Below are 26,405 nucleotides of genomic sequence, written 5' to 3' on the forward strand. Positions count from 1 at the left end.
ATCACGACGATGCCGCCGCCCGCCGCGTTCATCGGGCCGGGCCGGCGCCTGATTTCTGCCGGGTTACTGCCGGCCCGTCCAGCGCATCGCGGCCTCGGTGCGGTTGCTCGCGTCGAGCTTGGTGAAGATGTGGTTGAGGTGGTTCTTGACCGTCTTCTCGGTCAGCAGCATCCGGCGGGCGATCGCCGCGTTGGAGTGCCCCGAGCACAGCAGGTCGAGCACTTCCCGCTCGCGCTGGGTCAGGCCGAAGCGCTCCCGCATCTGGCGCAGCTCGTCGGCCCGGTCCAGCTCGGCGCGGTCGCGGGCGGCCTGCTTGCGCATCGTGGAGATGGTGATCGCGGCGACCGCCGGGGACAGCCAGCCCCGGCCGGTGGCCACGGCCTGCACGGCCCGCAGCAGCTCCGGCGGGTCGAACTCGCCGTGCACCAGGTAGCCCCGGGCGCCGCCGCGCAGCATCGAGGCGATCAGCTCCTCGTCGGAGTCGCTGGTCAGCACCAGAACCGCGGTGTGCTCGCAGAGCGCGCCGATGACGCTCAGCCCGTCGGCGATCGGCATCCGGTGGTCGAGCAGGGTGACGGTGGGCCGCACCCGCCGGGCAGTGGTGACCGCGGTGCGGCCGTCGGAGGCCTCGCCGACGACCCGGATGTCGTCGGCGGCGGTGAGGAAGCCGCGCAGCGCGGCCCGCACGATCGGGTTGTCGTCGACGATCAGGACATCGATCATCGGGGTACCGTCCTCGTGGCCACGCCGGCCGGGGCGCTCGCCGCCGGGACCTGCGCCACCAGCAGCGTGCCCGCGCCCTGGTGCGACCGGATGTCCAGCGTGCCGCCCGCCGCCTGGGCGCGCTCGGCCATGCCGACGATGCCGAAGCTGCCGGCGGCGGACAGCGCGGTCAGCTCCGCGGGGACGGCGAAGCCGGCGCCGTTGTCGCGCACGGACAGCGAGATCGTGCCGCCCGCGGTGGCGAGCACGACCGTGACCAGCGTGGCGTGGCCGTGGTTCGTGGCGTTGCGCAGGGCCTCGTGCAGGATCTGGGTCAGCTCGTAGCGCGCGGCGAGCGAGGGCTCGACCGGCGCCGCGGTCAGATCGACGCGGACGCCGGTGGTGCGCTGCCACGTCTCGCACACACTGCGCAGGGTCTCGGCGAACGGCCGGTCGGGCATGTCGCGGCGCAGCGCCGCGAGCAGCTCGCGGGACTCCCGCACGGCGGCGTCCGCGCCCTCGGAGACGGTCATCGCGAGCTGCTCGGCCAGGTCGGGGTGGCGGCGCAGCGAGGTGGGCAGCGCCAGCGCGGCGAAGGACACCCCGCGCAGGGTCTTGGTCACCGAGTCGTGCAGCTCGCGGGCCAGCCGGGCCCGCTCGGACGCGGCGGCGGAGCGCTGCGCCGCCGCCATCGCCGCGACCGACATGTCGATGTAGCGGGCCACCGCGCCGGTCAGCGCCGCCGCGCCGAGCCCGCACACGATGTCGGTCATCGGCAGCGCGACCACGAACTGGGCGAGGTGCCCGGGCGCGGCGAGCGGCTCGGCGCCGCGCAGCAGCTGCACCGAGACCGCGGAGCCCAGCGCCGCGTGCGCGACCCACAGCGGCAGGCCGCCGGTGCCCAGCAGCGAGCCGGCCAGGGCGGCGGAGCCGGCCGCGTAGCAGAAGTAGGCCACCCCGCCGTCGCTGAGCAGCAGCACGCACAGTACCAATGCGGCATCGACGGCAAGCACCGGCAACCGCCACCGCACGATGTGCGGAAACCGGCTCAGCGCCCAGACCTGGGCGAGTGTGGTGACGCCGATCAGGACCAGCGTGGCGATCGCCCGCCAACGGTCGTCGACCAGCCGGATGCCCACGCCCACCGCGGCGAACGAGATCGCGAGCCGGCCGAGCAGCAGCGCCCGGCAGAGCGCGGCGTAGGCGACGAACCGGTCCATCGGGCCACTCCCTCAGGAGATGGTGACTTTGTCGATGTCCGGCGCCGGGCCCTCATCGTTGTAGAGCCGCATGGTGACCACGCCCTGTGGAACGACGGCGACGAAGGAGAACGCACTGGGCTTGTCCCAGCTGTGGCCGGTGAGGACCTGCTTGACCGGCGGCCCGCCGTTGATGGACACCTTGAGCTTGCGGTCGCCGTCGAGCTCATAGAGGACCGTGATCTCACGGCGGCCGGCGGAGGGCACGACGAAGTGCAGCGTCACGCTGGCCTGCAAGTCGATGTAGCGCACCCGGGCGCCGCCATCGCACGTGTCGCAGTCGGCCACCGAGGCGCTGCCGGCCAGGCTGCTCGTCGGGTCCTCCGCCTGCAGGCTGATCGGCTCGAACGGTGCGGCCGTGACCGCCGGGGGCGCCGACGACGGTGCGGAGCTCGGGCCCGGCGATCCGGCGGTGAGGGCGGGCTCGGTGCCGGTCACCCCGAGGGTCGCCGACGTGGAGGTCACCGAGCCGGGGCCGGGACCGGCCGCGCCTCGGGGCGCCGGCGAGCCGCCGCCGGACGACCCGATCAGGGGCGGCAGGATGAACGCCGCGATGCCGACGGCCACGGCCAGGATGCCGATACCGACCCAGTGCCGGGGGCGTAGCCGCCGGTCCAGGTCAGCCGGATCGGCGACCGATGGGTCGGTCAGATCATCGGTTGCCTTCGGGACGGTCACGACACGTCCTCCTCGGGCACGAACTATTCACACCTGCCCCGTTACCGTACTTACGGATGGGAATGGATGCAAACAGAACCTGAGGACGCTACCCGCGCAGCGGCCGGCGGGTCAGGTAATGGTCAGCTTGTCGACATCCGGCGCCGGCCCCTCGTCATTGAAGAACGACACGTTGACCGCGCCCGCCGGGATCGTCGCCGTGAACGTGAGCTGCAGCGGCGCCGTCCAACTCGTGCCGTCGAGCCGCACGACGCGCGGCGATCCGTCGTTGATCGCGATCTTGAGGATGCGCACCCCGTCGGTCTCGTAGAGGACGGTCACGGTGCGGGTGCCGGCCACATTGGCGGTGGCGTGGATCACCACCCGGTTCTCGCCGCCGACGTAGCGCACCCGGGCGCCGCCGTCGCAGGTGTCGCAGCCGGTGGCTTCGGCGCCGCCGTAGAGGGTGTTGCCGCCGTTCTCGGCCTGCACGCTGATCGGCGCGAACGCGGGCGGCGGGGGTGGCGGCGGTGGCGGAGCGGCCGCCGTGGTCCGGGTCGGCGCGCCGCCCCCGACGGCGCCGGTGACAACCCCGTTGGCCGCCGGGGCCCCGGCGGCGCTGGCCGGTGGCGGGATGGCGCTGGTGTCCGCCGCCAGGGTGGCCGGGCCCAGCCCGTCCGGCGCGCCGGACGCCGGAATGTGGTCGGCCGGGGCCGCGACGTCCGCCGCGGGCGGCGGCGCGACCTCCGGCGTCCCGGTCTCGGTCGTCCGCGGGGTCTCGGTCCCGGACGAGCCGGCCATGACCATCCCCAGCGCCAGGGCGGTCGCCACCACCAGCACCGTCTGGGCAACCGATCGCCAGATGGGCCGTCCCCGGGGTGCCCGGTGCCGGCCGTAGAGCCAGTCAGACATATTCGGGACGGTATCGGCCGCGCGGATGGACAATCTTGGGCCTAAAGGCCCATTGAGGCCCGGACGCGTACCCACAGCGGCCTGCCCACCGCCGGGCCCGTGCAACAGCGCGGGACCCCCACCGCGTGCAATGGGGGACGGTACGGCGACGGGGAGGGGCTCCGCGTGGAGTTCGACGACTACGTACGGCAGCGCGGCGCCGCGCTGGTGCGGCTCGGGCGGCTGCTCACCGGCGACCGGCACCAGGGCGAGGACCTCGCCCAGGAGGTGCTCGCCCGGGCGTTCGTGCGCTGGGACCGGATCGCGGCCGACCCGCCCGAGCCGTACCTGCGCCGGATGCTCGTCAACGCCGCCATCTCCCGCCGGCGCCTGGCCGCCAGCCGGGAGGTCGTGATGGCCGAGCCGCGCGACACCCCCGGCCGCGACGACCTCGGCGCCGAGACCGCCGAGCGCGACGCCGTCTGGCGGATCGTCCGCGACCTGCCGCCCAAGCAGCGCGCCGCGGTCGTGCTGCGCTACTACGAGGACCTCGACGACGCGGCGATCGCCGCGCTGCTGCGCTGCAGCCGGGAGACCGTGCGCAGCCAGGTCAAGCGCGCCCTGGACACGCTGCGGGCCCGGCTCGCCGCCGCCGGGACCGACGCCGGCCCGGCCGGCACCGCGCAAGCCCGGACCGCCCACGGCGGCCTGACACTCAACGGGGGGAAGCCGTGACCGGACTCGACCGGATGGTCAGCGACACGCTCACCCGGATCGCCGACGACGACGTGCACGTCGAGCGGCTGCTGGCCGGGGCGCGGGCGGGCGGGCTGCGGCTGCGCCGGCGCCGCCGCCTGGCGATCGTGGCCGGCGCGGCGCTGTCCGTGGCCGCGGTGGGCACGGGCATCGCCCTGGCCGCCGCGCTGCTGCCCGCCGCCCCCGGCGGGGTGCCGGCCGCGCCGCCCGTCACGAGCGGCCCGGCGCCGGTCTCCGCCGGCCCGGCGCCCTCGGCCACCGCCCGCACGCTCCCGCCGCCGCTGGAGTCCCTGCCGGCCCTGCCGGTCGCCGCCGGCGAGCCGACCGCGCTGAGCGACCCCTCCGCGGTCGGCCGGCCGCTGCGGATACACCTCGGCCTGGACGCGCTGCCGTTCCCGGTCGACCTCGTGCAGTACCTGTCGTCCACCGACGGCGAGCGCCTGAACGTGCAGGGCCGGGCCTCCGCCGGGTCCGGCACGATGCCGGAGATGACCGTCCGGCTCGCCCGCTCCACCACCGACTTCGAGCCGCTCGAGGGCACCCGGAAGTCCGTCACCGTCGGCGGGCGCCCGGGCACGTTCGCTTACCTGGCGAAGTACGGCGCCGGCACCCTGCGCTGGCGCCTGGCCAACGGGCTCTGGCTGCAGGTGTCGGGCCCGTTCGACGAGCCCGCGGCGCTTGCCGTGGGCAACGGCGTGCGCCTGGACCGCACGTTCCGCTGCGCCGTGCCGTTGCGCCTGCCGTCCGCCCCCGCGGCCGCCAAGCCGGAGACGTGCACCATAACTTTCATCGCCGGCGAAGACGTCATCACCGGCCTGACCGTCGCGATCGGCGGCTCCTACATCAGTTTCACCACGGAGCACGGCAACGGGCCGCCCGCCGCGGACCTCAACGAGACGCTGGGCGGCCGCCCGGCCCGGGTCGTCGAACACCCCGGCGACGGCGGCAACCAGATCCTGGAGGTCCTCATGGCCGTGGGCGGCGGCGCGGAGGTGTCGGTGACCGCCGAGGGCCACTACGACGGCGCGGTCGTGCGCGGCCTCACCGCCGGCCTGCAGTGGCTGGGCGGCGCCGATCCGAGCTCCTGGCCGGAGAATCCGCTGCCGGGTTCGTGATTTTCGCTCTTGGCACCACGGACCTGGCAGGGCCGGGCCGCCCGTTCAGGGCAGGCCCGGCCCGTTCTCTGACGGGAGCAGCGGTCGTCAGTTGCGCGGACCGGAGTCCCAAGCACTATCAGGCTCCGACGTAGTCGGCCAGATGTTCGCCGGTGAGCGTCGAGCGGGCGGCGACCAGGTCCGCGGGCGTGCCCTCGAACACGATCCGGCCGCCGTCGTGGCCCGCGCCCGGGCCCAGGTCGATGATCCAGTCGGCGTGCGCCATGACCGCCTGGTGGTGCTCGACCACGATGACCGACTTGCCGGCGTCAACGAGCCGGTCGAGCAGGCCGAGCAGTTGCTCGACGTCGGCCAGGTGCAGGCCGGTGGTCGGCTCGTCGAGGATGTAGACGCCGCCCTTGTCGCCCATGTGGGTGGCCAGCTTCAGCCGCTGCCGCTCGCCGCCGGACAGCGTGGTGAGCGGCTGACCGATGGTGAGGTAGCCGAGCCCGACGTCGGCGAGCCGGTCGAGGATCGTGTGCGCGGCCGGCGTGCGCGCCTCGCCGGCGCCGAAGAACGCCTCGGCCTCGGTCACCGGCATCGCGAGCACCTCGCTGATGTCCCGGCCGCCCAGGTGGTACTCGAGCACCGCGGCGCCGAACCGCTTGCCCTCGCACTCCTCGCACGTGGTGGCCACGCCGGCCATCATCGCCAGGTCGGTGTAGATGACGCCGGCGCCGTTGCAGGTGGGGCAGGCGCCCTCGGAGTTGGCGCTGAACAGCGCCGGCTTCACGCCGTTGGCCTTGGCGAACGCCTTGCGGATCGGCTCCAGCAGCCCGGTGTAGGTCGCCGGGTTGCTGCGCCGCGAGCCGCGGATCGGGCTCTGGTCGATCGACACCACCCCGGCGCCGGCCGGGATCGAGCCGTGGATCAGCGAGCTCTTGCCGGAGCCGGCCACGCCGGTGACCACGCACAGCACCCCGAGCGGGACGTCGACGTCGACGGCGCGCAGGTTGTGGGTGGTCGCGCCGCGGATCTGCAGGGCGCCGGTGGCCGTGCGCACGGTCTTTTTCAGGGAGGTACGGTCGCCGAAGTGCCGCCCGGTGATCGTCCCGCTGCCCCGCAGTCCCTCGACGGTGCCCTCGAAGCAGACCGTGCCGCCCGCCGCGCCGGCGCCCGGGCCGAGGTCCACGACGTGGTCGGCGATCGAGATGGTCTCCGGCTTGTGCTCCACGACCAGCACCGTGTTGCCCTTGTCGCGCAGCCGCAGCAGCAGGTCGTTCATCCGCTGGATGTCGTGCGGGTGCAGGCCGATGGTCGGCTCGTCGAAGACGTAGGTGACGTCGGTGAGCGAGGAGCCGAGGTGGCGGATCATCTTCACCCGCTGCGCCTCGCCGCCGGACAGGGTGCCCGAGGGCCGCTCCAGCGCGAGGTACCCCAGCCCGATCTCCACGAACGAGTCGAGGGTCTGCCGCAGCGCGGCGAGCAGCGGCGCCACCGACGGCTCGTCCAGCCCGCGGATCCACCCGGCCAGGTCGCTGATCTGCATCGAGCAGGCGTCGGCGATGCTGATTCCCTTGATCTTCGACGACCGGGCCAGCTCGCTCAGCCGGGTACCGCCGCACTCCGGGCACGTGGTGAAGGTGACCGCCCGCTCCACGAAGGCGCGGATGTGCGGCTGCAGCGAGTCGACGTCCTTGGACAGCATCGACTTCTGGATCCGCGGGATCAGCCCCTCGTACGTCAGGTTGATCCCCTCGACCTTGATCTTGGTCGGCTCCTTGTAGACCAGGTCGTGCAGCTGCTTCTTGGTGAACTTGTTGATCGGCTTGTCCGGGTCGAAGAAGCCGCAGCCGGCGAAGATGCGCCCGAACCAGCCGTCCATGCTGTAGCCGGGGATCTTCAGCGCGCCCTCGTTGAGCGACTTGGTGTCGTCGTAGAGCTCGGTCAGGTCGATGTCGTTGACCGCACCCCGCCCCTCGCAGCGCGAGCACATGCCGCCGGTGATGCTGAAGCTGCGCCGCTCCTTCGTGGTCTGCCCGGCGCGCTCGACGGTGACCGCGCCCGCCCCGCTGATCGAGGCGACGTTGAAGGAGAACGCCTGCGGCGAGCCGACGTGCGGCTGCCCGAGCCGGCTGAACAGGATGCGCAGCATCGCGTTGGCGTCGGTGGCGGTGCCGACGGTGGAGCGCGGGTCGGACCCGATCCGCTGCTGGTCGACGATGATCGCGGTGGTCAGCCCGTCGAGCACGTCGACGTCGGGCCGGGACAGCGTCGGCATGAACCCTTGGATGAAGGCGCTGTACGTCTCGTTGATCAGCCGCTGCGACTCCGCGGCGATCGTGCTGAACACCAGCGAGCTCTTGCCCGAGCCGGACACGCCGGTGAACACCGTCAGCCGCCGCTTCGGAATCTCGATGCTGACGTCCTTGAGGTTGTTCTCGCGCGCGCCGTGCACGCGGATCAGGTCATGGCTGTCAGCAGCGTGCGACGCCTCGCTCATCGTGTCTCCGTCCTGTCTCGGGCCACCGACGGTAACAACACCCCCTGGTCAACGCCCACTCCGGTGAGGCTATGCGGTCCCGCGGCGAGCGCGCTTCTCCAATCCTGCCCGTTTCGCGCGAACGATAGCCGCCAAAGCCCCACGCTCAGCAGCCCGCCACGGATCGCGCACGCTCAGCGACGCCCCCAACGACCGGCATCCCGGACAACCGGCGTCGCGGCCCACGCGCCCCGCGCCCCGCGCCCCGCGCCCCGCGCCCCGCGCCCGCGCCCCGCGCCCCGCGCCCGCGCCCCGCGCCCCGCGCTTCCGCGCCCGCGCTTCCGCGCCCGCGCTTCCGCGCCCGCGCTTCCGCGCCCGCGCTTCCGCGCCCGCGCTTCCGCGCCCGCGCTTCCGCGCCCGCGCTTCCGCGCCCGCGCTTCCGCGCCCGCGCTTCCGCGCCCGCGCTTCCGCGCCCGCGCTTCCGCGCCCGCGCTTCCGCGCCCGCGCTTCCGCGCCCGCGCTTCCGCGCCCGCGCTTCCGCGCCCGCGCTTCCGCGCCCGCGCTTTTGCGCCCGCGCTTTTGCGCCCGCGCTTTTGCGCCCGCGCTTTTGCGCCCGCGCTTTTGCGCCCGCGCTTTTGCGCCCGCGCTTTTGCGCCCGCGCTTTTGCGCCCGCGCTTTTGCGCCCGCGCTTTTGCGCCCGCGCTTTTGCGCCCGCGCTTTTGCGCCCGCGCTTTTGCGCCCGCGCTTTGCGCCCGCGCTTTGCGCCCGCGCTTTTGCGCCCGCGCTTTGCGCCCGCGCTTTGCGCCCGCGCTTTTGCGCCCGCGCTTTTGCGCCCGCGCTTTTGCGCCCGCGCTTTTGCGCCCGCGCTTTTGCGCCCGCGCTTTTGCGCCCGCGCTTTTGCGCCCGCGCTTTTGCGCCCGCGCTTCCGCGCCCGCGCTTCCGCGCCCGCGCTTCCGCGCCCGCGCTTCCGCGCCCGCGCTTCCGCGCCCGCGCTTCCGCGCCCGCGCTTCCGCGCCCGCGCTTCCGCGCCCGCGCTTCCGCGCCCGCGCTTCCGCGCCCGCGCTTCCGCGCCCGCGCTTCCGCGCCCGCGCTTCCGCGCCCGCGCTTCCGCGCCCGCGCTTCCGCGCCCGCGCTTCCGCGCCCGCGCTTCCGCGCCCGCGCTTCCGCGCCCGCGCTTCCGCGCCCGCGCTTCCGCGCCCGCGCTTCCGCGCCCGCGCTTCCGCGTCGAGGGCGAGGCGGACGTATGTCTCCGTGATCATGCGTGGCGCCGCAGCCGCACCACGGGTTTGCCATGATCCCGGAGACTTCTGGTACACGGGTGTACATGATCACTCCGCGATCATGAAAAACCCTTGGTGTCAGCGGCGGGTGCGGCATGATCGCGGAGACTTCTGGTCGCTGCGCTGTGCTCCGCGGCGTGCAGCGCCGGCCGCCGGGCCCGCCGCCCACCGCGCCCGCCGGGCCCGCCGCCCACCGCGCCCGCCGCCCACCGCGCCCACCGGGCCCGCCGCCCGCCGCGCCCGCCGGGCCTGCCGCCCGCCGCCCGCCGCGCCCGCCGGGCCTGCCGCCCGCCGGGCCTGCCGCCCGCCGGGCCTGCCGCCCGCCGGGCCTGCCGGCCGCGCGGCCTGTGGCCCCGCCCGCGGCCATCCAGTCCAGGAAAATCGGAAATATCCGATTTGCTCGGCGGCGCGGCGCGGCGGGGGAGGTGGTGGGGGTCAGTGGCAGGCGACGGCCACCTGCAGGCCCAGGCAGCATGAGGCCGTCACGGACAAGGCCAGCGCGGCCGTCGCGCGCAGGGCCGTCTCGGCGCGGGTGCGGTGCCGCCAGGTCACCGGCAAAGCCTGCTCCACGGCGATCGACACGATCCAGCAAAGCAGCACCAGCGGAAAATACAGGTCCCACGCGGGATCGGCGAAGGCGCTCGCGTTGCCCGCCGCCCCGGCGTTCGGGCAGGCCGACGGGTCCAGGATCGGATGGAGGAACACCAGCAGGGCGGCGATCGCGGCGCCTCCCACCAGCAGCGCCCACAGGCCGCCGAGCCGGGACGGGCGGGCATCTCGCACGCGGCGACCCTATCGTTCGGTGGCGCCGCGGCAAGCCGCGGCGCCGTGGTGGGCTACAGGCCGGCGGCGTCGTGCCAGGTGTCCGGCCGGGTCAGGTCGTCGAAGACGAGGTGTTCGGCGATGTTGGCGAGTTCGTCGGCCGGCAGCGCCCCGGAAACGACCTCGACGTAGTAGTCGGTGCCGGTGATCGGGTACTGGCAGAAGTGCTCCCCGGGCGGGCACGGCGTGCTGACCGGGTTCTCGGTGCCGCGCCGGCCCACGACGATCGAAAGCGACGGCACGCCCAGCAGGTCGACGGGCTCGGTCAGGCCGGTGAACGACACGCCGGACCGGGTGAAGGCGACCCACGAGATCGTCGAGCCGTCCTCGTTGTCGATCGGCAGGTGCGGGCCGGCCGAGGCGAGCGCCCACCCGGCCGGCAGGTAGCCGGCGGTGTAGGGCACCTTGACCGCCGCGGACGTGCCCGGCGCGAACCGCTCGGCCAGCCGCAGCAGCGTGGCGGCCGGCACGTCGAAGCCCGGGGCGGTGCCGCCACGGATGACCGCCCACGCGTCGTCGGCGTACTGCCAGGCGATGGCGACATCGACATGCGGCACCGGCGTCGGCGTCCCGGTGCCGGTGCGCCGGTCGAGCTGGTTGACCGTGTAGCTGATCTCCGCCTGGAAGGCCGGGCGGCCGTTCACGGTGAGCGCCGTGCCGTGCTGGAACACCTCGGGGCGGAAGGCGCCGGGGCGGTACACGCTCAGCGAGCCGACCTGGCGGGTGATCGGGTCGCCCTCGCCGACGACCATGTTGTCGTGGAACACCGTCGCCGTCTGGTAGCCGGGCGTCACCTGGGCCGGCGCCCCGACCCGGAAGTCGCCGACCGCGTAGCCGGCGAACGTGGTGACGAACGCCGGTCCGCCGCCGGGCCGGTCCGCCGCGATCGGGGCCCGGTCGCCGGCGCCGGCCCGCGGGACGGCGCTCTGCCACACCAGCGCGGCCGCGACGGCCACGGCCACGACGCCGCCCAGCACGCCGGTCCGCTGGGCGAGCGCCCGGCGGGTGCGCCGGCGGCCCGCGGCGACGACGTGGTCAACGGTGTCGCGCGGCGGCGGCTGGTCGGACGTGGCTACGTCCAGCAGCTCGTGCATGTCGATGTTCATCGGTCTCGTCTCCTGGTTCGGTCAGGTGGATGTCGTGGGTGGACAGCCGTTCGCGGAGGGTGGCCAGCCCCCGCGCGGTCTGGCTCTTGACGGTGCCTTCGCTGCGCCCGATGATCTCGGCGACCTCGCCGACGCTGAGCTCCGCGTAGAAGCGCAGCACCAGCACGGCCCGCTGGCCGGGCGGCAGTTCCCGCAGCGCGCCGCGGATCCTCAGCCGCTCGTCGACCACGTCGGACTGGTCCGGCTCGGCGCGCTCGAGCTGCTCGGTGCGGGTGGACCGCTCCCGCCGCCACGGCCGGCGCACCTCGTCGATCGCGGCGCGGACGACCATGCGGTAGGCGTACCGCTCCGGCGAGCCGACCTTGTGCCACCGGGTGTACAGCCGGGCCAGGCTGTCCGACACGGCGTCCTCGGCGTGCTGCCAGTCGCCACAGGTGAGATACGCCAGCGCCCGCAGCGCGCCCATGCGCGCGGCGACGAACTGCCGGAATTCCTCCTCCTCGGCCTGCTTCACGTGATGTCGCTCCTCTCGTCGGGGCCCAAGACGGCGCCGGCCCGGCCGCAGGTTGCACGGCCGGGCCAAATTTCTCCGAGAGTCGGAGCGTCAGCGGGTCAGAAGATGGTCACCGGGAAGAAGGACTCGTCGCGCCGCCCGTCCCACGGCTGCGTGTCGACGATCGTGCCGCCGGAGTCCAGGTGCAGGTACAGGTTGCTGGCCGGGTTGCGGACCCACGAGATGCTCTCGCCGCCGAAGTCCGACCCGGTCTGCCAGATCTGGCCCCTGCCGCCGGTGCAGGGCGCCTGGTACACCGCATCGCCGGCCACCCCGTCCGTGGCGAGGCACAGGCCGGTGGCCCGGTTGGCGATCTGGTAGGTCCCGCCGGGCTGGTCCGGGCGGAGCGGCGTGAAGGTCCACACCGCGTCCGGCACCGTGGCGTCGGGCGTGCGGATCACCGTGGCCCCCGGCGCCTCGGATCCGCCGGTGATCGTGACCGGCCAGGGTTCGCCGCCCGACTCGGGATCAAGCTGGGCGGTCAGGGCGGACAGCGACTCCACGATGATGAACAGCACGTCCACGTCGTGTGCCTGCCCGTCCGCGTCGTTCACCCGCAGCGTCGCGTAGGACAGCCCGGCGCCGGCCGGAGTGCCGGCGAGGGTGCCGTCCGGCGCCAGGGTCACGCCGGCCGGCAGGGTGCTGCCCGGCGCCACCGACCAGGTATAGCGGCCGGTCCCGCCCCAGGCGACCAGCGACATCGCGTACGGGCTGGCCACGACGCCGAAGGGCAGCGACGTCACGGAGGCGTCCAGCGGAGGGTCGACGTCGATGGATATGTTCCCGCCGGCCGTGGCGCCGTCGAAGTCCGTGAGCCTGACCTCGAGGTCGGTGTGACCGGTCTGCGCCGGGGTGCCGGTGACCGTGCCGTCGTAATTCACCGTCAGCCCCGGCGGCGGGGTGCTGCCCGGCGCCACCGACCAGGTGTAGGCCTCGTAACCGCCGGTGCCGGCCAGTTGCGCGTGGTAGGCCCGGCCCACCACCGCGGCCGGCAGGGCGCCGCCGGTGACCGCCGGTGGGGTGTGGTCGATCACCAGGTTGAGCGGCGCGGTGACCACCGGGCTGCCGTCGGCCGGCAGCGCGCTGACGATGTAGTGGTGCACGCCCGCGGCGCTTGCCGGCGGCGTCCCGTGCAGCTCACCGGTCTGCCAGTTCATCGCCGGCAGCCACGTCTCGTGGTCCGGGTCCGCGCTTTTCAAGCCGTAGCTCGCGGCCTTGAAACAGTTCCCGGCGGGCATCTGCCAGCTCCAGGGCTTATCGCTGGACGCGGTGAGGTAGCGCGGGTGGCGTGGCCATTCGATGAACCACGGGACCGAGCGCGACACGGTGAAGTCCTGGGTGGCCGTGCCGAGGCTGTTCGTGGCGACGACCTGGAACTGGAATTCACCGCTCGGAATGCTGCCGGGGTAGGTGGGTGGTACGTACAGGATCGCGGTGCCGTCGCCCTGGTCGCCGACGGCCAGCCAGGGCGGGGCGCCGACGAGGCTGAACGCCGGCGCCGGGTAGCCGGTGGCGGAGAAGGTGAAGCGGACGGTCGGCATGCCCGCGGCGGCCACGCAGCCGCCCGAGGTGATCACCGGCTTGGCCGCCGGCGGCGGCAGGAAGCTCACCTGTGCCTGACCGTCGCCCGTGTTCGTGGTCACGGAGAACGCCGTCTCGCCCAGGGCGGCGTAGCTGCCGCCCGCGCCGCCGCCTCCGCCGCCTCCGCCGAGGTTGCCGCCGTGGTCCCCGCTGCCGCCGCCAAGCCCCCCGCAGGCGCCTCCGCCTCCGCCGCCCCCGCCGCCTCCGGTGCTGCCCGAGGCGGCGCTCTCGCCCTTGGTACCGAAGGTCAGCCCGGAAGTGCCACAGGTGATGTCCAGGCCGTAGGTCCCGCCCATCCCGGCCGACACCGAGCCGGCGTGGCCGGCACTGCCGCTGCCGCCCGCGCCGCCGGAGAGGAACACGAACGCGGGGCCGCCGCCGCCTCCGCCGCCCCCGCCGCCCGCGACCAGGAGCAGCTTTCCGGTGGTCAGGTCGACGATGTAGCTCGCGCCGCCGCCGTTGCCGCCATTGCCCCCGTGAAAGGCCCCGACGGCAGCGCCGTAGCCGCGGGCGGCGCCGCCGCCCAGGGCGCCGACGACGACCTGGAGCACGTGGCCCGGCTGCACCATGGTGCCGACCGGAAACACGGTGGCCATCCGGCTGCCCGAGCCGCCCGCGCCGCCCAGGGAGGCGTCGGTGGCCCGGTCGCCCGGGTAGCCCGCGGCGCCGATGGCGAGCAGCGAGATCCGGCTGGCGCCGGCGGGCACGGTCACCGTGTACGTGCCGGGCGTGCTCCAGCTGTACGCCGACGGTTCCGCGGCGGCGGCCGGGCGGCCGGTGCCGGCGAGCACCGCACTCGTGGCCGCTAGGCCGAGCGCCGCCACCGCGGCGAGCGGCCGCCCGCCGACCGGCCGGAACAGACTCCTGGACATCTGCGTGCTCCTCCTCTGCAATGTCGCAGCGCCGACGCTAGGCCCTAAGGCACCGGGCCTACCTTGGGCAGTCGCCTTATTTCCGGCGCGCCGCTACCTCAGATCGGGGCGTGAGAGGCTGTCGGCATGCGGATCGCGGGCAGCGTGGCGCTGGTCACCGGGGCGTCGTCGGGGCTTGGCCGGGAGGTGGCGCTGGGGCTGGCCGGGGCCGGGGCCCGGGTGCTCGCGCACGGGCGGGACACCGCGGCGCTGGACGAGCTGGCCGGCCGGATCGATGCGGTACCGCTGCCGCTCGACCTCGCTGAGCCCGGCGCCGGGCCGCGGCTGGCCGAGTCCGCCCTGCAGGCCGCCGGCCGGGTCGACATCGTGGTCCACAACGCCGGCCAGGGCTGGGCCGGGCGGTTCGCCGACATGCCCCAGGACGCGGCGGAACGGCTGCTCGCCGTCAACCTCGCCGCGCCCGTCGCGCTCACCCGGGCCCTGCTGCCCCAGCTGCTGGCGCGTGGCGAGGGTCACCTGCTGTTCGTGACCTCGATCGCCGGGCGGATGGGGGTGGCCGGCGAGGCGGTGTACTCGGCGACCAAGGCGGGCCTGGACAGCTTCGCCGAGAGCCTGCGCTTCGAGCTGGCCGGCACCCGCATCGGGGTGGGCGTGTTCGTGCCGGGCGTGGTCCAGACCGCGTTCTTCGAGCGGCGCGGCCGGCCCTACGACCGCCGCCGGCCGAGGCCGCTCCCGGCGGGCGTGGTGGCCGGCGCCGTGGTGCGCATGATCGCCTCCGGCCGCCCGGAGCGCTACGCGCCCGCCTGGCTACGGCTGCCGGTGGCGGTGCGAGGAACGCTGCCGGGCATGTACCGTCGGCTCGGTTCGCGGTTCGGAGGCGTCGCGCGCTGAGACGGAGATTTCCTTTTGCAGTTCGTGGTGCTGCTCGGTCTGCTGGCCGGCTTTCTGTTCGCGGCCGCCGCGTCCCTGCAGCAGCATGCCGCCCGGCGGACGGTGACCCGGACGAAGAACCCCGGCCCGCTGGCCGGCCGCGCCCTCGTGGGGCCGCTGCTCAGGCTGATCCGGCGGCTGGTGCGCGATCCGCTGTGGCTGGTCGGCTGGTGCACCAACCTGGTCGGCTTCCTGGTCCAGGCGGCGGCGCTGCACCTCGGCACGGTCGCACTGGTCCAACCGCTGCTCGTCACCCAGCTGCTCTTCGCGATGCCGCTGTCCACCGCCTGGGCGCGGCGCTGGCCCAGGCCGATCGAGTGGCTCGGCGCCGTCGCGGTGAGCGCCGGCGTCGCGGTGTTCCTGTCGGTGCGCTCGGTGGCGCCGATGAACGGCCATACCGACCGGTTGCGGGTGCTCGCCGCCCTCGTCGTGGTGGCCGGGGTGGTCGCCCTGCTGAGCTTCGCCTCGGCCGGACGGCCGCCCCTGGTCCGGGCCACGGTCGTGTCGGTGGCGGCCGGACTGTGCTTCGCGATGAGCGCCGTGCTCATGAAGCTCACCGCCGAGGACCTGCTCGAGCGGGGTGTGGCCGCGACGGCGGTGGACTGGCCGGGCTACATTCTGGCGGTGACCACGCTCAGTGGCCTGCTGCTGGAACAGGGCGCCTTCGCGACCGGCTCGCTGTCGGCCGCGGTCGCCGCGATGACCATCACCAATCCGGTGGCCAGCTACCTGCTCGGCGTGATGCTGTTCCGGGTCACGCCGCCGACGGGCCCGGGTGCGCTGGCCGCCCTGGCCGGCTCGGCGGCACTGCTGTTCATCGGCGTGTCGGCGCTGGCCCGCTCGCCGAGCATCCGCCGGCCCGACGCGGTTGGAGACACCGCGTGAGGGCATCACGCCAATTCCGTCCGACTCGTCCGATCCGGGGGCCGAGATGACCGAACTGTCGCAACACCCGGCCGCGGCGCCGGAGCACGAGCACGAAGTGGTGATCGAGCTGGGTCACCTCAAGCCACAGCTGGTGCGCGGGGCCCGGATGTTCGCCGAGACGGTGGCCGCACCGACGCTGCTGCTGTTCGTGCTGCTGCACACCGTCGGCCTGGTGGCCGGGCTCTGCGCGGTGATGGGCTGGTGCGTCGTCACGCTCGGTGTGCGCCGCCTCACCGGCCGGCAGGTCCCGGGCACCCTGCTGCTCTGCGCGGGCATGCTGTGCGGCCGGGCCGCCCTGGCGCTGGTGCTCTCCAGCGCGCTGGTCTACGTGCTGCAGCCGGTGTTCGGCTCGATCGTGATGGCCGCGCTGTTCCTCGGCAGCGCCGCGATCGGCCGGCCGGTGACGATCCGGCTCGCCCGGGACTTCGTCGCGCTGCCCGTACACCTGTTCCAGCGCCGCGCCGTGCGGCGGATGTTCACGCAGGTCGCCCTGGTCTGGGGGGTGTCGCGGCTGATCGACGCCGGGATGAGCGTCGGGCTGCTGCACTGGGGCCTCGACTTCGGGCTACTCTCCCGCGGCCTGTTCAGCGGGCTGCTCACCGCATTGACGATCGCCGTTTGCGCGGCGTGGGGGGTGCGGGCGCTGCGCCGCATGCCCGGCGTGACGTTGCGGCTGCGGCCGGCCGCCTGACAGCCAGGTGATATGGCGAGGTTAACACTCGCTGTCGCGGGGGAGTCGTGCTAGTAGTCAAATGTGACCGCAGGGCGTTTCGGTAGTCGACCCGCCCGAACGGAACGCCCGTCATTCTGGCCGGAACTGCTCCTCGGGCTCGCGATTTTCGCGGTGTACAGCTTCGTCGCGGGCCTGGACAACTCCGACCGGCGGGCGGCGGCCGACCGCAACGGCCGGTCGATCTTCGTCTTCGAGCGCCGCCTGCACATCGATCTCGAGCCCGCGCTCAACCGCTGGCTCTCCGGGCACGAGCTGCTGCGCACGGTCGCCAACTACGAGTACGCGACCAGTTACGTGCTCGCGGCGTTCGCCCTGCTCGGCTGGCTCTACCTGCGCCGGCCGGCCTACTACCGGCCGGCCCGCACCACGTTCGTCGCGCTCAACCTGATCGGCATCGCCTGCTTCGCGATCCTGCCGGTCACCCCGCCCCGGCTGCTCGGCGACGGCCAGTTCGTCGACACCGTCGCCGACGGCCGCACCTGGGCCTCCTGGGGCTCGCCGCTGGTCGCCCACGCCAACCAGCTGGCGGCGATGCCGTCGCTGCACGTCGCGTGGGCGCTGTGGGTGAGCGTGGCGCTCGCCCGGATCGGTGCCGGCCGGGCGGTACAGCTGGCCAGCGCGGCCCACGTGACGATCACCATGTTCGTCATCGTGGCGACCGCCAACCACTACCTGCTCGACGCGGTCGGTGGGATCATCGCGGTCTGGCTGGCGTTCGTGCCGTGGCACCGGGCGCGCCCGGGGCGCCCCGACCGGGTGCCCGCCGCCGACGCCTTCTTCCTGCACGTCGAGTCGCCGATCGCGGCTCAACACGTGGGCGGCCTGGCCGTGTTGGACACCTCGGTCGCCCGGTTCAGCCGGGAGGCGCTGGCCGCCGTGGTCCGGGCCCACCTGCACGAGCTGCCGCGGTTCCGCCAGCAGCTGTCGGCGGCGTCGTCCCGGTGGCGCCGCCCGCGCTGGGTGGAGCGGGACGAGCTGGACTGGGAGTGGCACGTGCCGGTCCGCGACCTCACCCGGCCGGACGGGCGCCCGGGTGGCACCGCGGCGCTGCATGAGCTCGTCGCCGAGCTGGCGGCCACGCCGCTGCCCCGCGACCGTCCGCTGTGGAGGTTCGTGGCCGTGCTCGGCGTGGAGGCGGACCGGGCCGCCGCGGTGCTGATCGTGCACCACGTCATCGCCGACGGGGTGGGCACCGTGGCCCAGGCGCTGACGCTGCTGGAGCCGCGGATCGTGCCCGAGCTGCCGGCGGCGGGCGCCGGACCGGGGCCGCTGGCCCGGGCGGGCGGCACCGTGGCCGGGCTGGCGCAGCTGGCCACCGACGGGTTCCCGCGCCTGCGGCTGCCGACCGGGGACGCGCCGCGGCGCACCTTCGCCACCGCGGAGCTGCCGCTCGATGCCGTGCGCACGGTCGCCCGGCGCACCGGCACGCGGGTGAGCGACGTGCTGATGACCGCGGTGGCCGGCGGGCTGTCGCGGATCCGCCCGGCCTTCCAGGGGCCGCTGCGGGTCGCCGTGCCGCTCATGGTGCGCCGGCCCGGCTCGGCGGCGGAGGGCAACCTGACCGCCGCCGTGATGACCGACGTGCCGCTGGGCGTGATGAGCGAGCCGGAACGCCTGCTGGCCGTCTCCCGGCGCAGCCGTTCGCTGTACAGCGGCACCCGCGCGCTCGCGTCCAACTTCGTGATGCGCCGCATCGGCGGGCTGCTGCCGGTCCCGCTGCACCGCTGGTTCGCCCGGACCGTCTACGGCCGCCGGTTCTTCCAGGCCATCGTGTCCAACATGCCGGGCCCGTCCGGGCAGCTGAGCCTCACCGGTGTGCCGCTGGCCGGCGTGTTTCCGATCCTGCCGCTGGCCCCGGGCGCGCCGCTCGCCGTCGGCGCCCTGGGCTGGAACGGCACGCTGTCGGTCGGGCTGTGCGCCGACCCGGTCCTGGTGCCCGACGCGCGGCTGCTCACCGACGCGATGGCCGCCGCCTTCGCCGAGCTGCGCGCCGTGGCCGCCCCGCAGGCCGAGCCGCGCGGGCGGGAGGGCGGGGGATCAGCTGGCGTGCCGGCGGCGGTGCGGGACCAGACGGGCTCCGGGCTCTGACTTCTGCGCCGGGCGGCAGTTGGGGTTTCCGGCGGTACCCCAGGCCAGAGCCAGCGTCAGTCGCGCCCGGGTCGCCGGGTCGTCCAGCGCGGGGCCGAACAGGTCGTGCAGCTGGCTCATGCGGTAGCGCACGGTCTGCGGGTGGATGTGCAGGTCGGCGGCGACCGCCTGCCGGTCGCCCATGTGCCGCAGCCAGGCCGCGAGCGTGTCGGTCAGCCGCTCCTGCACCGGCGGGGTGAGCCGGGCCAGGGGAGCCAGCGTCTGCCGGCGCAGCGCCTCCAGCAGCCGGTGGTCGCGGTGCACGATGAGGGCGTCGAGGTGGTCCTCGACGAACACCGGGTCGTCGGCCAGCACGCCGGACGCCTTGAGCCGCCAGGTCAGCTCGGCGAACTGCATGCTGACCGGCAGCTGCTCCAGCCCCACCGGGTGACCCACCACCGCGCCGGCCCCGGCCAGCGCCTTGACCAGCCGCTGCCGGCGCCCCGGGCGGACCGGGTCGGGCACGACCGCGCCGAGCAGCGTGCGGCGGCGGATGAGCAGGCAGGTGCTGTCCAGCCGCTGCAGCACCTCCTCGCCGATCGGATTGTCGGCCGGCACCAGGATCACCGCCGCGGCGCGCGGCAGGGTCCAGCCGGCCCGGTTCGCCGCGGCCCGCACCGAGGTGCTGTCCGAGCGGTCCGACAGCAGCAGCTCGACCAGCTCGTCGCGCAGCCGGCCGCGCTCGACCACACTTTGGGACTGCTCCATCACGTAGCCGCGGGCCGACGCCGACGAGAGCTGGTCGACGAAGGCGAACACCGCCTCGGCGAGCGCCGCGAGCGTCTGTGGCGGCAGGCCGGTCTCCAGCGCGGCGGCGGAGACGTAGTGCCAAGCCACCCGGGCGCCCACCTGGTAGGCCGACAGCAGCGTCGAGACCTCCCGGCCCTCGCGCCACTGGATGCGGCCGATCTCCTCGAACAGCGCGAGCTGGGTGACCTCCGCGGATTCACCCGGCGGGTGGTCGAGCCCGTGCTCGGCGCTGTCCACCAGCCACCGCGCGAACGCCTCGGCCGCGATGCTGACCTCGGCGTGCTCCTCGGCGAGGAACTTAGCGTAGTCGGGCCACTCGCGTTCCAGCAGCTCACGAACCTCGTTGAGCATGTCGGGCACGCGCTGGAACAGCACCGGCAGCAGCCGCTGCAGGTGCGGGACCTCCTCGATCCGGTCCAGATACGCGCGCAGTGCGGCCGGGTGTCCGGCCTGAACGACCGGCGCGCCCTCGCCCTCCCCAGCATCAGTTGAGCGCATTCTTCCCTGTTTACCTCATGGACGTTACGGGTTGCACCGTTGCCGCTGTTTTGTGCGCTCGTGACAAACCTCGCCGCCAGAACTACTCCCGTTTGCGCAGATCATTTGCCGGTCGGCGGCGCAGCATCGATACCGTGGCGCAGCACATCGGCACACCGGATCCGGCCGCCCTGCTGCAGCGGCGGCAGGCGGAGAACTTCCCGGTCGCGCTGCGGGTTCTGCCCAGGCGGCTGCGGGAACATCTCGTCGCCGTCTACGACTTCGCCCGGGTCGTGGACGACCTGGGCGACGTGGACCAGGGTGGTGACCGTCTGGCGAAACTGGACGAGTTCGGCGCCGACCTCGCTACGATCTGGGCGGGGGGCGAGACGCGCTCGCCGGTCCTGGTGCGCCTGGCCGGGACCGTTCACGCCTGCCGGCTGCCGCAGGAGCCGTTTCAGCGGCTCGTGGAGGCGAACCGGCAGGACCAGAAGGTCTTCCGCTATCGCAGTTTCGAGGATCTGCGGCGGTACTGCACGCTGTCGGCCGATCCGGTCGGGCGGATCGTGCTGGGCATCTTCGGCGCCACCACCGAGGAGCGCATCGCGCTGTCCGACCAGGTGTGCACGGGGCTGCAACTCGTCGAGCACTGGCAGGACGTCGCCGAGGACCGCCAGGCCGGGCGGGTATATCTGCCGCAGGAGGATCTCGACCGCTTCGGGGTGAGCGAGCCGGACCTGGACGCGGCGTCCGCCGGTGCGCCGCTGCGGCGGCTGCTGGAATTCGAGACAGAGCGGGCCGAGGCGCTGCTGCGCGGCGGTTCGCCACTGGTCGGCGGGCTGCGCGGCTGGGCCCGGCTGGCGGTCGCCGGCTATGTGGCCGGCGGCCTGGCGGCGGCAGATGCGCTGCGGCGGGCGCGCTTCGACGTGCTCGCCGGCACGCCCCGGCCCCGCCGCCGCGACGTGCTGCGGCACCTGATCCGCCTGCTGCTACGAGGTGAAGGGTGACACGTTGGCCGACACGATGAAGGGCAGCCTGGGTGAGGCCTACCTGCACTGCGTGGCGATCACCCGCAACGAGGCGCGCAACTTCTACTACGGCATCCGGTTGCTCCCCGCGGACAAGCGGGCGGTGCTCTGCGCGGTCTACGCGCTGGCCCGCCGCATCGACGACATCGGCGACGGCGACCTGCCCACCGCCGACAAGCTCGCCGCGCTGCAGTCGCTGCGCGACGACCTCGCCGCCCACGCGACCAGCACCGACCCGGTGCTCGTCGCGGTGGCCGACGCCGCCCGCCGCTACCCGGTCCCGCTGGGCGCGTTCGGCGAGCTCATCGACGGCGTCGAGATGGACGTGACCGGCCGCACCTACACCACGTTCGACGAGCTCGAGGTGTACTGCCGGTGCGTGGCCGGCTCGGTCGGCCGGCTCTGCCTCGGCGTCTTCGGCAGCCGGCCCCACCCGGAGGCGGCGCGCTACGCCGACGCGCTCGGCATCGCCCTGCAGCAGACCAACATCCTGCGCGACATCCGCGAGGACCTCGGCAACGGCCGGGTGTACCTGCCGCAGGACGACCTCGACCAGTTCGGCGTCACCCTCGCCTTCGACGAGCGCGGCGCGCTGACCGACAAGGAGGGCGGCCTGGCCGCGCTGATCAGGTTCAGCGCCGAGCGGGCCCGCGGGTGGTATTCCGACGGCCTGCGCCTGGTCCCGCTGCTCGACCGCCGCAGCGCCGCCTCCTGCCTGGCCATGGCCGGCATCTACCGGCGGCTGCTGGCGCGCATCGAGGCGGCGCCGCAGCTGGTGTACGACCGGCGGCTGTCGCTGTCGGCCTGGGCGAAGGCCGGCGTGGCGGCCCGCGCCCTGTCGGGGGTGGCCTCGTGACGACGGTCGCCGTCGTCGGCGGTGGGCTCGCCGGCATCACCGCGGCGCTGCGCTGCGCGGACGCCGGCGCCTCGGTGACCCTCTTCGAGAGCCGCTCGAAGCTCGGCGGGCTCACCCACTCGTTCCGCCGCGGCGAGCTCGACGTGGACAACGGCCAGCACGTCTTCCTGCGATGTTGCACCTCCTACCTGGCCTTGCTGGAGCGGCTCGGAGTGGACGGCAAGGTGACCCTGCAACCGCGGCTGGCGATCCCGGTCCGCGCCCCCGGCCACGCCACGACGACCTGGCTGCGCCGCTCCGGCCTGCCGGCACCCGGCCACCTGGCCGCCACCCTGCTGCGGTATTCGCCGCTGCGCCCCGCCGAGCGGCTGCGCTTCGTCCGCGCCGCCCTCGCCCTGCGCCGGGTCGACCCGGCCGCGGCCGCCACCGACGCGCAGAGCTTCGGCGCGTGGCTCGCCGCGCACGGGCAGAGCCCGCGCGCCGTGGAGCGGCTCTGGGACCTCGTCGGGGTGGCCACGCTCAACGCGCGGGCCGGCGACGCCTCGCTCGCCCTCGCCGCGACGGTGTTCCAGATCGGGCTGCTCACCCGGGCCGGCGCGGCCGACCTGGGCTGGTCGCTGGTGCCCCTCGGCGAGTTGCACGGCCGGGCGGCGCTGGCGGCCCTGGAGGCCGCCGGCGTCGACGTGCGCACCGGCGCCAAGGTGCTCGCCGTCGAGCCGGCCGGCCGCGGCTGGTCCGTGCGGACCGGCGGCGCGGAGCACCCGGCCGACCAGGTGATCGTCGCGGCACCGCCGGACGTCGCCGAGCGGCTCCTGCCGCCCGGCGGCGTGGCGGTCGCGCCGGGCTGGTCGGCGCGGCTGGGCAGCTCGCCGATCGTCAACCTGCACGTGGTGTACGACCGGACGGTCCTCGAGGGCGGCTTCCTCGCCGCCGTCGGCTCCCCGATCCAATGGGTCTTCGACCGGACCCGGCAGTCCGGGCTCGCCGAGGGGCAGTATCTGGCCGTCTCCCTGTCGGCCGCCGACGGCCTGATCGACGCGCCGGTGGCGCAGCTGCGCGCGATCATGATGCCGGCGCTGGCCGACCTGCTGCCGGCGGCGCGCGACGCCCGGGTGCGCGACTTCTTCGTCACCCGCGAGCGCCACGCGACGTTCCGGCCGGCGCCGGGCAGCGCGGCGGACCGGCCCGGCCCGGCCACGGCGCTGCCGGGGCTGTGGCTGGCCGGTGCGTGGACCGCGACCGGGTGGCCGGCCACGATGGAGGGCGCGGTGCGCAGCGGCGAGTCGGCCGCGGCCGGCGCCCTCAGTCCGCGGATGTCTACTTTGGACGGTGTGGCGTCATGACGACCATGTTGGAAAGCCTGCATCGCAGCCGCGACGCGATCACCCCGGCGATGCGCGCCGCGCTCGACCGGCTCGACGCGTCGACCCGCAAGCAGGCCGCCTATCACCTCGGCTGGATCGACGTCGACGGCCGGCCCACCGCCAGCCACGGCAAGGCGGTCCGGCCGGCGCTGGCCCTGCTCTCCGCGCAGGCGGCGGGCGGGCCGGAGGAGATCGGCCTGCCCGGCGCGGTCGCCGTCGAGCTGGTGCACAACTTCTCGCTGCTGCACGACGACTACATGGACCGCGACCTCGAGCGGCGGCACCGCCGCACGGTCTGGGCGGTGTGGGGGCCGTCCAGCGCGATCCTCACCGGCGACGCCCTGCTCGCGCTCGCCCAGGAGGTCCTGCTCGACAGTGGGCTGCCCACCGCCGCGCCGGCGGCGCTGCGGCTGGCCCGGGCCACCCGCGAGCTCATCCGCGGCCAGGTCCAGGACCTCGCGTTCGAGCAGCGCGACCGGGTGACGCTGCCCGAGTGCGTCGACATGGCCGGCGGCAAGACCGGCGCGCTGATGTCGGCCAGCGCCGCGATCGGCGCGGTGCTCGCCGGCGCCCCGGAGGCCACCGTCGACGGGCTGGCCACCTTCGGCGCCCAGCTCGGGCTCGCCTTCCAGCTGGTCGACGACGTGCTGGGGATCTGGGGCGACCCCGCGGTCACCGGCAAGCCGGTCCACTCCGACCTGCGGGCGCACAAGAAGTCGCTGCCGGTGACCTACGCGCTGGAGCAGGGCGCCGACATCGACCCGGGCGACGACGAGGAGTCGGTGCGGCGGGCGGCCGAGGCCGTCGAGGCCGCGGGCGGGCGGGACTGGGCCCTGGCCGAGGCGGAGCGGCGCCTGGCCCTGGGCGAGGCCGCGCTGGGCCGCCTCGACCTGCCCGGCCGGGTCCGCGACGAGCTGTTCGCCCTGGGCCGTTTCATGATCGACCGGGAGGTGTGAATGACCAGCTCCGTGAAGTCCGGCGCCACCACGCGGGAGCGCGCCGAGGAGGCGCTGGCGGCCGCCGTCGCGCACCTGCGCGGGCTGCAGGACGAGCAGGGCTGGTGGAAGGGCGAGCTGGCCACCAACGTCACGATGGACGCCGAGGACCTGCTGCTGCGCGAGTTCCTCGGCATCCGGCAGGCCGGCGAGACCGAAGAGGCGGCCCGGTGGATCCGCTCCCAGCAGCGCGACGACGGCAGCTGGGCGACGTTCCACGGCGGGCCGGGTGACCTGTCCACGACGGTCGAGGCGTGGGTGGCATTGCGGCTGGCCGGCGACCCGGCCGGCGCGGCCCACCTGCGGCTGGCCCAGGAGTTCGTCCACGCGCACGGCGGGCTCGAGCGCACCCGCGTCTTCACCCGGATCTGGCTGGCGCTGTTCGGGCTGTGGTCGTGGGACGAGCTGCCGGACATGCCCCCGGAGATGATCTTCCTGCCCCGCTGGTTCCCGCTCAACATCTACGACTGGGCCTGCTGGGCCCGCCAGACCGTGGTACCGCTGACCGTGGTGAACGCCCTGCGGCCGGTCCGTCCGCTGCCGTTCGGCGTCGATGAGCTGCGCACCGGCGCGCCCGCGCCGCGCCCGGCCGCCCCGTGGACCTGGCCGGGTGCCTTCCAGCGGGTCGACCGGGCACTGCACGCCTACGGCCGGCGGCCGGCGCGCCGGCTGCGCCGCAAGGCGATGGACCGGGCCGCGCAGTGGATCCTGGACCGGCAGGAGGCCGACGGGGGCTGGGGCGGCATCCAGCCGCCGTGGGTGTATTCCCTCCTCGCCCTGCACCTGCTCGGCTACTCCGACGACCACCCGGCGATGAAGGCCGGGCTGGCCGGCCTGGACGGCTTCCTGGTCCGCGAGGAAACCCCGCACGGCACCGTGCGCCGGCTGGAGGCCTGCCAGTCGCCGGTGTGGGACACCGGCCTCGCGGTCATCGCGCTGCTCGACGCCGGCGTGCCCGCCGACGACCCGGCCGTGCGGGCCGCGGCCGACTGGCTGCTCGGCGAGGAGATCAGCGAGCGCGGCGACTGGGCGGTGCGCCGGCCCCGGCTGGCCCCCGGCGGCTGGGCCTTCGAGTTCGCCAACGACCTCTACCCGGACACCGACGACACCGCCGAGATCGTGCTCGGCCTGCGCCGGGTGGCCCACCCCGACCCCGCCGCGGTGCGGGCCGCCGTGGAGCGCGGCGTCGCCTGGACCGTCGGCATGCAGTCCCGCGACGGCGGGTGGGGCGCGTTCGACGCCGACAACACCCGGCTGATGCCGACCCGGCTGCCGTTCTGCGACTTCGGCGCGGTCGTCGACCCGCCCACGGCGGACGTCACCGCGCACGTCGTGGAGATGCTCGCGGCGGTCGGCGCGGCCGGCGGCGAGCCGGCCCGCCGGGGCGTGCTCTGGCTGCTGCGCCACCAGGAGGCCGACGGGTCGTGGTTCGGCCGGTGGGGCGCCAACCACGTCTACGGCACCGGCGCGGTGGTGCCGGCGCTCGTCGCCGCCGGGGTGCGGCGCGGCTCGGCGCCGATCCGCCGGGCGGTGCGGTGGCTCGTCGAGCACCAGAACCCGGACGGCGGCTGGGGCGAGGACCTGCGCTCCTACCGCGACCCGGCGTGGATCGGCCGGGGCGCCTCGACCGCGTCGCAGACCGCGTGGGCCCTGCTCGCGCTGCACGCCGCGGGCGGCGCCGACGCCGACGCGGCGGCGGAGCGCGGCGTCGACTGGCTGGTGCGCACCCAGCGCGACGACGGCACCTGGGACGAGCCGGAGTTCACCGGCACCGGGTTCCCCGGCGACTTCTACATCAACTACCACCTGTACCGCCTGGTCTTCCCGGTCACCGCGCTCGGGCGCCACCTGGCGGGCCGCTCATGACCGCGACCGTCTACGCGCCGCTGGGCGTGGAGCGGCGGGCGGTCACGGTCGCCGGCTCCCCGCTGCGGGTCGTCCGCACCGGCATGGGGCCGGTGCGCAACGCCGTGGAGCTGCTCGCCGGCGCCGACGCGGTCATCGTGGCCGGCGTCGCCGGCGGCCTCAGCGCGGAGGTCCGCAGCGGCGACCTGGTCGTCGGCGCAGGCCCGTCGGCGCCGCTGCTCGCCGCCGCGCTGCGCCGGCTCGGGCTGACCGTCCACGTCGGCCCGCTGCACACCAGCGACCGGCTCGTCACCGGCG

Annotated in this window: 21 protein-coding genes and 1 pseudogene; 12 read left to right on the plus strand and 10 right to left on the minus strand. The window is 74.7% G+C overall.

The window, feature by feature from the left end; translation table 11 throughout:
* Positions 1-63: 63 nt before the first annotated feature.
* From ACQPXD_RS11160 to ACQPXD_RS11175, 4 genes are all read right to left on the minus strand, one after another.
* Positions 64-723: a LuxR C-terminal-related transcriptional regulator gene (locus ACQPXD_RS11160; RefSeq protein ID WP_432837407.1), complete on the minus strand. Its 660-nt coding sequence runs from the start codon at positions 721-723 to the stop codon at positions 64-66.
* Entirely contained in the window at positions 720-1,922 is a 1,203-nt protein-coding gene (locus ACQPXD_RS11165) for a sensor histidine kinase (RefSeq protein WP_432837409.1), read from the minus strand. The genes ACQPXD_RS11160 and ACQPXD_RS11165 overlap by 4 nt, the downstream gene beginning before the upstream one ends.
* Positions 1,923-1,934: 12 nt before the next feature.
* Positions 1,935-2,639: a hypothetical protein gene (locus ACQPXD_RS11170; protein ID WP_432837411.1), complete on the minus strand. Its 705-nt coding sequence runs from the start codon at positions 2,637-2,639 to the stop codon at positions 1,935-1,937.
* A 111-nt stretch (positions 2,640-2,750) separates the two neighbouring features.
* Positions 2,751-3,530: a hypothetical protein gene (locus ACQPXD_RS11175; RefSeq protein ID WP_432837413.1), complete on the minus strand. Its 780-nt coding sequence runs from the start codon at positions 3,528-3,530 to the stop codon at positions 2,751-2,753.
* Positions 3,531-3,695: 165 nt separating this feature from the next.
* On the opposite strand from ACQPXD_RS11175, the gene ACQPXD_RS11180 reads away from it, so the two are divergent.
* Together ACQPXD_RS11180 and ACQPXD_RS11185 are read left to right on the plus strand one after the other, a co-directional pair.
* Entirely contained in the window at positions 3,696-4,244 is a 549-nt protein-coding gene (locus tag ACQPXD_RS11180) for a SigE family RNA polymerase sigma factor (protein WP_432837415.1), read from the plus strand.
* Complete coding sequence (locus ACQPXD_RS11185) at positions 4,241-5,380, plus strand: hypothetical protein (RefSeq protein ID WP_432837417.1); 1,140 nt, start codon at positions 4,241-4,243, stop codon at positions 5,378-5,380. The genes ACQPXD_RS11180 and ACQPXD_RS11185 overlap by 4 nt, the downstream gene beginning before the upstream one ends.
* A gap of 118 nt (positions 5,381-5,498) precedes the next feature.
* Here the strand turns inward: ACQPXD_RS11185 and ACQPXD_RS11190 are convergent, their stop codons facing one another.
* From ACQPXD_RS11190 to ACQPXD_RS11210, 5 genes are all read right to left on the minus strand, one after another.
* Positions 5,499-7,862: an ATP-binding cassette domain-containing protein gene (locus ACQPXD_RS11190; protein ID WP_432837419.1), complete on the minus strand. Its 2,364-nt coding sequence runs from the start codon at positions 7,860-7,862 to the stop codon at positions 5,499-5,501.
* Between the two features lie 1,694 nt (positions 7,863-9,556).
* Positions 9,557-9,904, minus strand: a complete 348-nt coding sequence (locus ACQPXD_RS11195) for a hypothetical protein (RefSeq protein ID WP_432837421.1) — start codon at positions 9,902-9,904, stop codon at positions 9,557-9,559.
* 53 nt (positions 9,905-9,957) lie between these two features.
* On the minus strand, positions 9,958-11,049 hold the full coding sequence (locus ACQPXD_RS11200) for a hypothetical protein (protein WP_432837423.1): 1,092 nt from the start codon (positions 11,047-11,049) through the stop codon (positions 9,958-9,960).
* Positions 10,979-11,563: a SigE family RNA polymerase sigma factor gene (locus tag ACQPXD_RS11205; protein ID WP_432837425.1), complete on the minus strand. Its 585-nt coding sequence runs from the start codon at positions 11,561-11,563 to the stop codon at positions 10,979-10,981. Before ACQPXD_RS11205 ends, ACQPXD_RS11200 begins: the two co-directional genes overlap by 71 nt.
* A gap of 98 nt (positions 11,564-11,661) precedes the next feature.
* The gene (locus ACQPXD_RS11210; protein WP_432837427.1) at positions 11,662-14,055 is read right to left on the minus strand and encodes an RICIN domain-containing protein; all 2,394 of its coding nucleotides are present in this window, start codon (positions 14,053-14,055) and stop codon (positions 11,662-11,664) included.
* A 126-nt stretch (positions 14,056-14,181) separates the two neighbouring features.
* Between ACQPXD_RS11210 and ACQPXD_RS11215 the strand changes: the two genes are divergently transcribed.
* From ACQPXD_RS11215 to ACQPXD_RS11230, 4 genes are all read left to right on the plus strand, one after another.
* On the plus strand, positions 14,182-14,946 hold the full coding sequence (locus ACQPXD_RS11215) for an SDR family NAD(P)-dependent oxidoreductase (protein WP_432837429.1): 765 nt from the start codon (positions 14,182-14,184) through the stop codon (positions 14,944-14,946).
* Positions 14,947-14,970: 24 nt separating this feature from the next.
* Complete coding sequence (locus ACQPXD_RS11220) at positions 14,971-15,870, plus strand: DMT family transporter (protein WP_432843800.1); 900 nt, start codon at positions 14,971-14,973, stop codon at positions 15,868-15,870.
* A 46-nt stretch (positions 15,871-15,916) separates the two neighbouring features.
* Positions 15,917-16,603, plus strand: a complete 687-nt coding sequence (locus ACQPXD_RS11225) for a hypothetical protein (RefSeq protein WP_432837431.1) — start codon at positions 15,917-15,919, stop codon at positions 16,601-16,603.
* A gap of 153 nt (positions 16,604-16,756) precedes the next feature.
* Positions 16,757-18,733, plus strand: a complete 1,977-nt coding sequence (locus ACQPXD_RS11230; protein ID WP_432837432.1) for a phosphatase PAP2 family protein — start codon at positions 16,757-16,759, stop codon at positions 18,731-18,733.
* On the opposite strand, the gene ACQPXD_RS11235 is transcribed toward ACQPXD_RS11230, so the two are convergent.
* The gene (locus ACQPXD_RS11235; RefSeq protein WP_432837434.1) at positions 18,683-20,020 is read right to left on the minus strand and encodes a PucR family transcriptional regulator; all 1,338 of its coding nucleotides are present in this window, start codon (positions 20,018-20,020) and stop codon (positions 18,683-18,685) included. The genes ACQPXD_RS11230 and ACQPXD_RS11235 overlap by 51 nt on opposite strands.
* A gap of 134 nt (positions 20,021-20,154) precedes the next feature.
* On the opposite strand from ACQPXD_RS11235, the gene hpnC reads away from it, so the two are divergent.
* The 6 genes and pseudogenes from hpnC to ACQPXD_RS11265 form a co-directional block, all read left to right on the plus strand.
* The gene (gene hpnC / locus ACQPXD_RS11240; protein ID WP_432837436.1) at positions 20,155-21,006 is read left to right on the plus strand and encodes a squalene synthase HpnC; all 852 of its coding nucleotides are present in this window, start codon (positions 20,155-20,157) and stop codon (positions 21,004-21,006) included.
* Positions 21,007-21,010: 4 nt separating this feature from the next.
* Positions 21,011-21,883 carry a presqualene diphosphate synthase HpnD gene (gene hpnD, locus ACQPXD_RS11245; protein WP_432837438.1) on the plus strand — a complete coding sequence of 291 codons (873 nt, stop codon included), beginning with the start codon at positions 21,011-21,013 and terminating at the stop codon, positions 21,881-21,883.
* Positions 21,880-23,226, plus strand: a complete 1,347-nt coding sequence (gene hpnE / locus ACQPXD_RS11250; protein ID WP_432837440.1) for a hydroxysqualene dehydroxylase HpnE — start codon at positions 21,880-21,882, stop codon at positions 23,224-23,226. Before hpnD ends, hpnE begins: the two co-directional genes overlap by 4 nt.
* Positions 23,223-24,203, plus strand: a complete 981-nt coding sequence (locus ACQPXD_RS11255; RefSeq protein ID WP_432837442.1) for a polyprenyl synthetase family protein — start codon at positions 23,223-23,225, stop codon at positions 24,201-24,203. Before hpnE ends, ACQPXD_RS11255 begins: the two co-directional genes overlap by 4 nt.
* Positions 24,204-26,108, plus strand: coding sequence for a squalene--hopene cyclase (gene shc, locus ACQPXD_RS11260; protein ID WP_432837444.1), 1,905 nt, complete (start codon positions 24,204-24,206; stop codon positions 26,106-26,108). It begins immediately after the preceding gene.
* Positions 26,105-26,293 (plus strand): annotated as a pseudogene (locus ACQPXD_RS11265) (hypothetical protein); the annotation flags it as partial. The gene shc and the pseudogene ACQPXD_RS11265, both read left to right, overlap by 4 nt.
* Positions 26,294-26,405 lie beyond the last annotated feature (112 nt).

The sequence above is a fragment of the Dactylosporangium sp. CA-092794 genome, from assembly GCF_050948465.1.
Lineage (GTDB): Bacteria > Actinomycetota > Actinomycetes > Mycobacteriales > Micromonosporaceae > Dactylosporangium.

What these genes read in the sequence shown, in the direction of transcription:
- ACQPXD_RS11215 (WP_432837429.1), top strand. Translation starts at nt 14,182, where the DNA reads ATGCGGATCGCGGGCAGCGTGGCGCTGGTCACCGGGGCGTCGTCGGGG.
- ACQPXD_RS11210 (WP_432837427.1), bottom strand. Translation starts at nt 14,055, where the DNA reads ATGTCCAGGAGTCTGTTCCGGCCGGTCGGCGGGCGGCCGCTCGCCGCG.
- ACQPXD_RS11255 (WP_432837442.1), top strand. Translation starts at nt 23,223, where the DNA reads ATGACGACCATGTTGGAAAGCCTGCATCGCAGCCGCGACGCGATCACC.
- ACQPXD_RS11175 (WP_432837413.1), bottom strand. Translation starts at nt 3,530, where the DNA reads ATGTCTGACTGGCTCTACGGCCGGCACCGGGCACCCCGGGGACGGCCC.
- ACQPXD_RS11200 (WP_432837423.1), bottom strand. Translation starts at nt 11,049, where the DNA reads ATGAACATCGACATGCACGAGCTGCTGGACGTAGCCACGTCCGACCAG.
- ACQPXD_RS11235 (WP_432837434.1), bottom strand. Translation starts at nt 20,020, where the DNA reads ATGCGCTCAACTGATGCTGGGGAGGGCGAGGGCGCGCCGGTCGTTCAG.
- ACQPXD_RS11190 (WP_432837419.1), bottom strand. Translation starts at nt 7,862, where the DNA reads ATGAGCGAGGCGTCGCACGCTGCTGACAGCCATGACCTGATCCGCGTG.
- ACQPXD_RS11160 (WP_432837407.1), bottom strand. Translation starts at nt 723, where the DNA reads ATGATCGATGTCCTGATCGTCGACGACAACCCGATCGTGCGGGCCGCG.
- shc (WP_432837444.1), top strand. Translation starts at nt 24,204, where the DNA reads ATGACCAGCTCCGTGAAGTCCGGCGCCACCACGCGGGAGCGCGCCGAG.
- ACQPXD_RS11225 (WP_432837431.1), top strand. Translation starts at nt 15,917, where the DNA reads ATGACCGAACTGTCGCAACACCCGGCCGCGGCGCCGGAGCACGAGCAC.
- ACQPXD_RS11165 (WP_432837409.1), bottom strand. Translation starts at nt 1,922, where the DNA reads ATGGACCGGTTCGTCGCCTACGCCGCGCTCTGCCGGGCGCTGCTGCTC.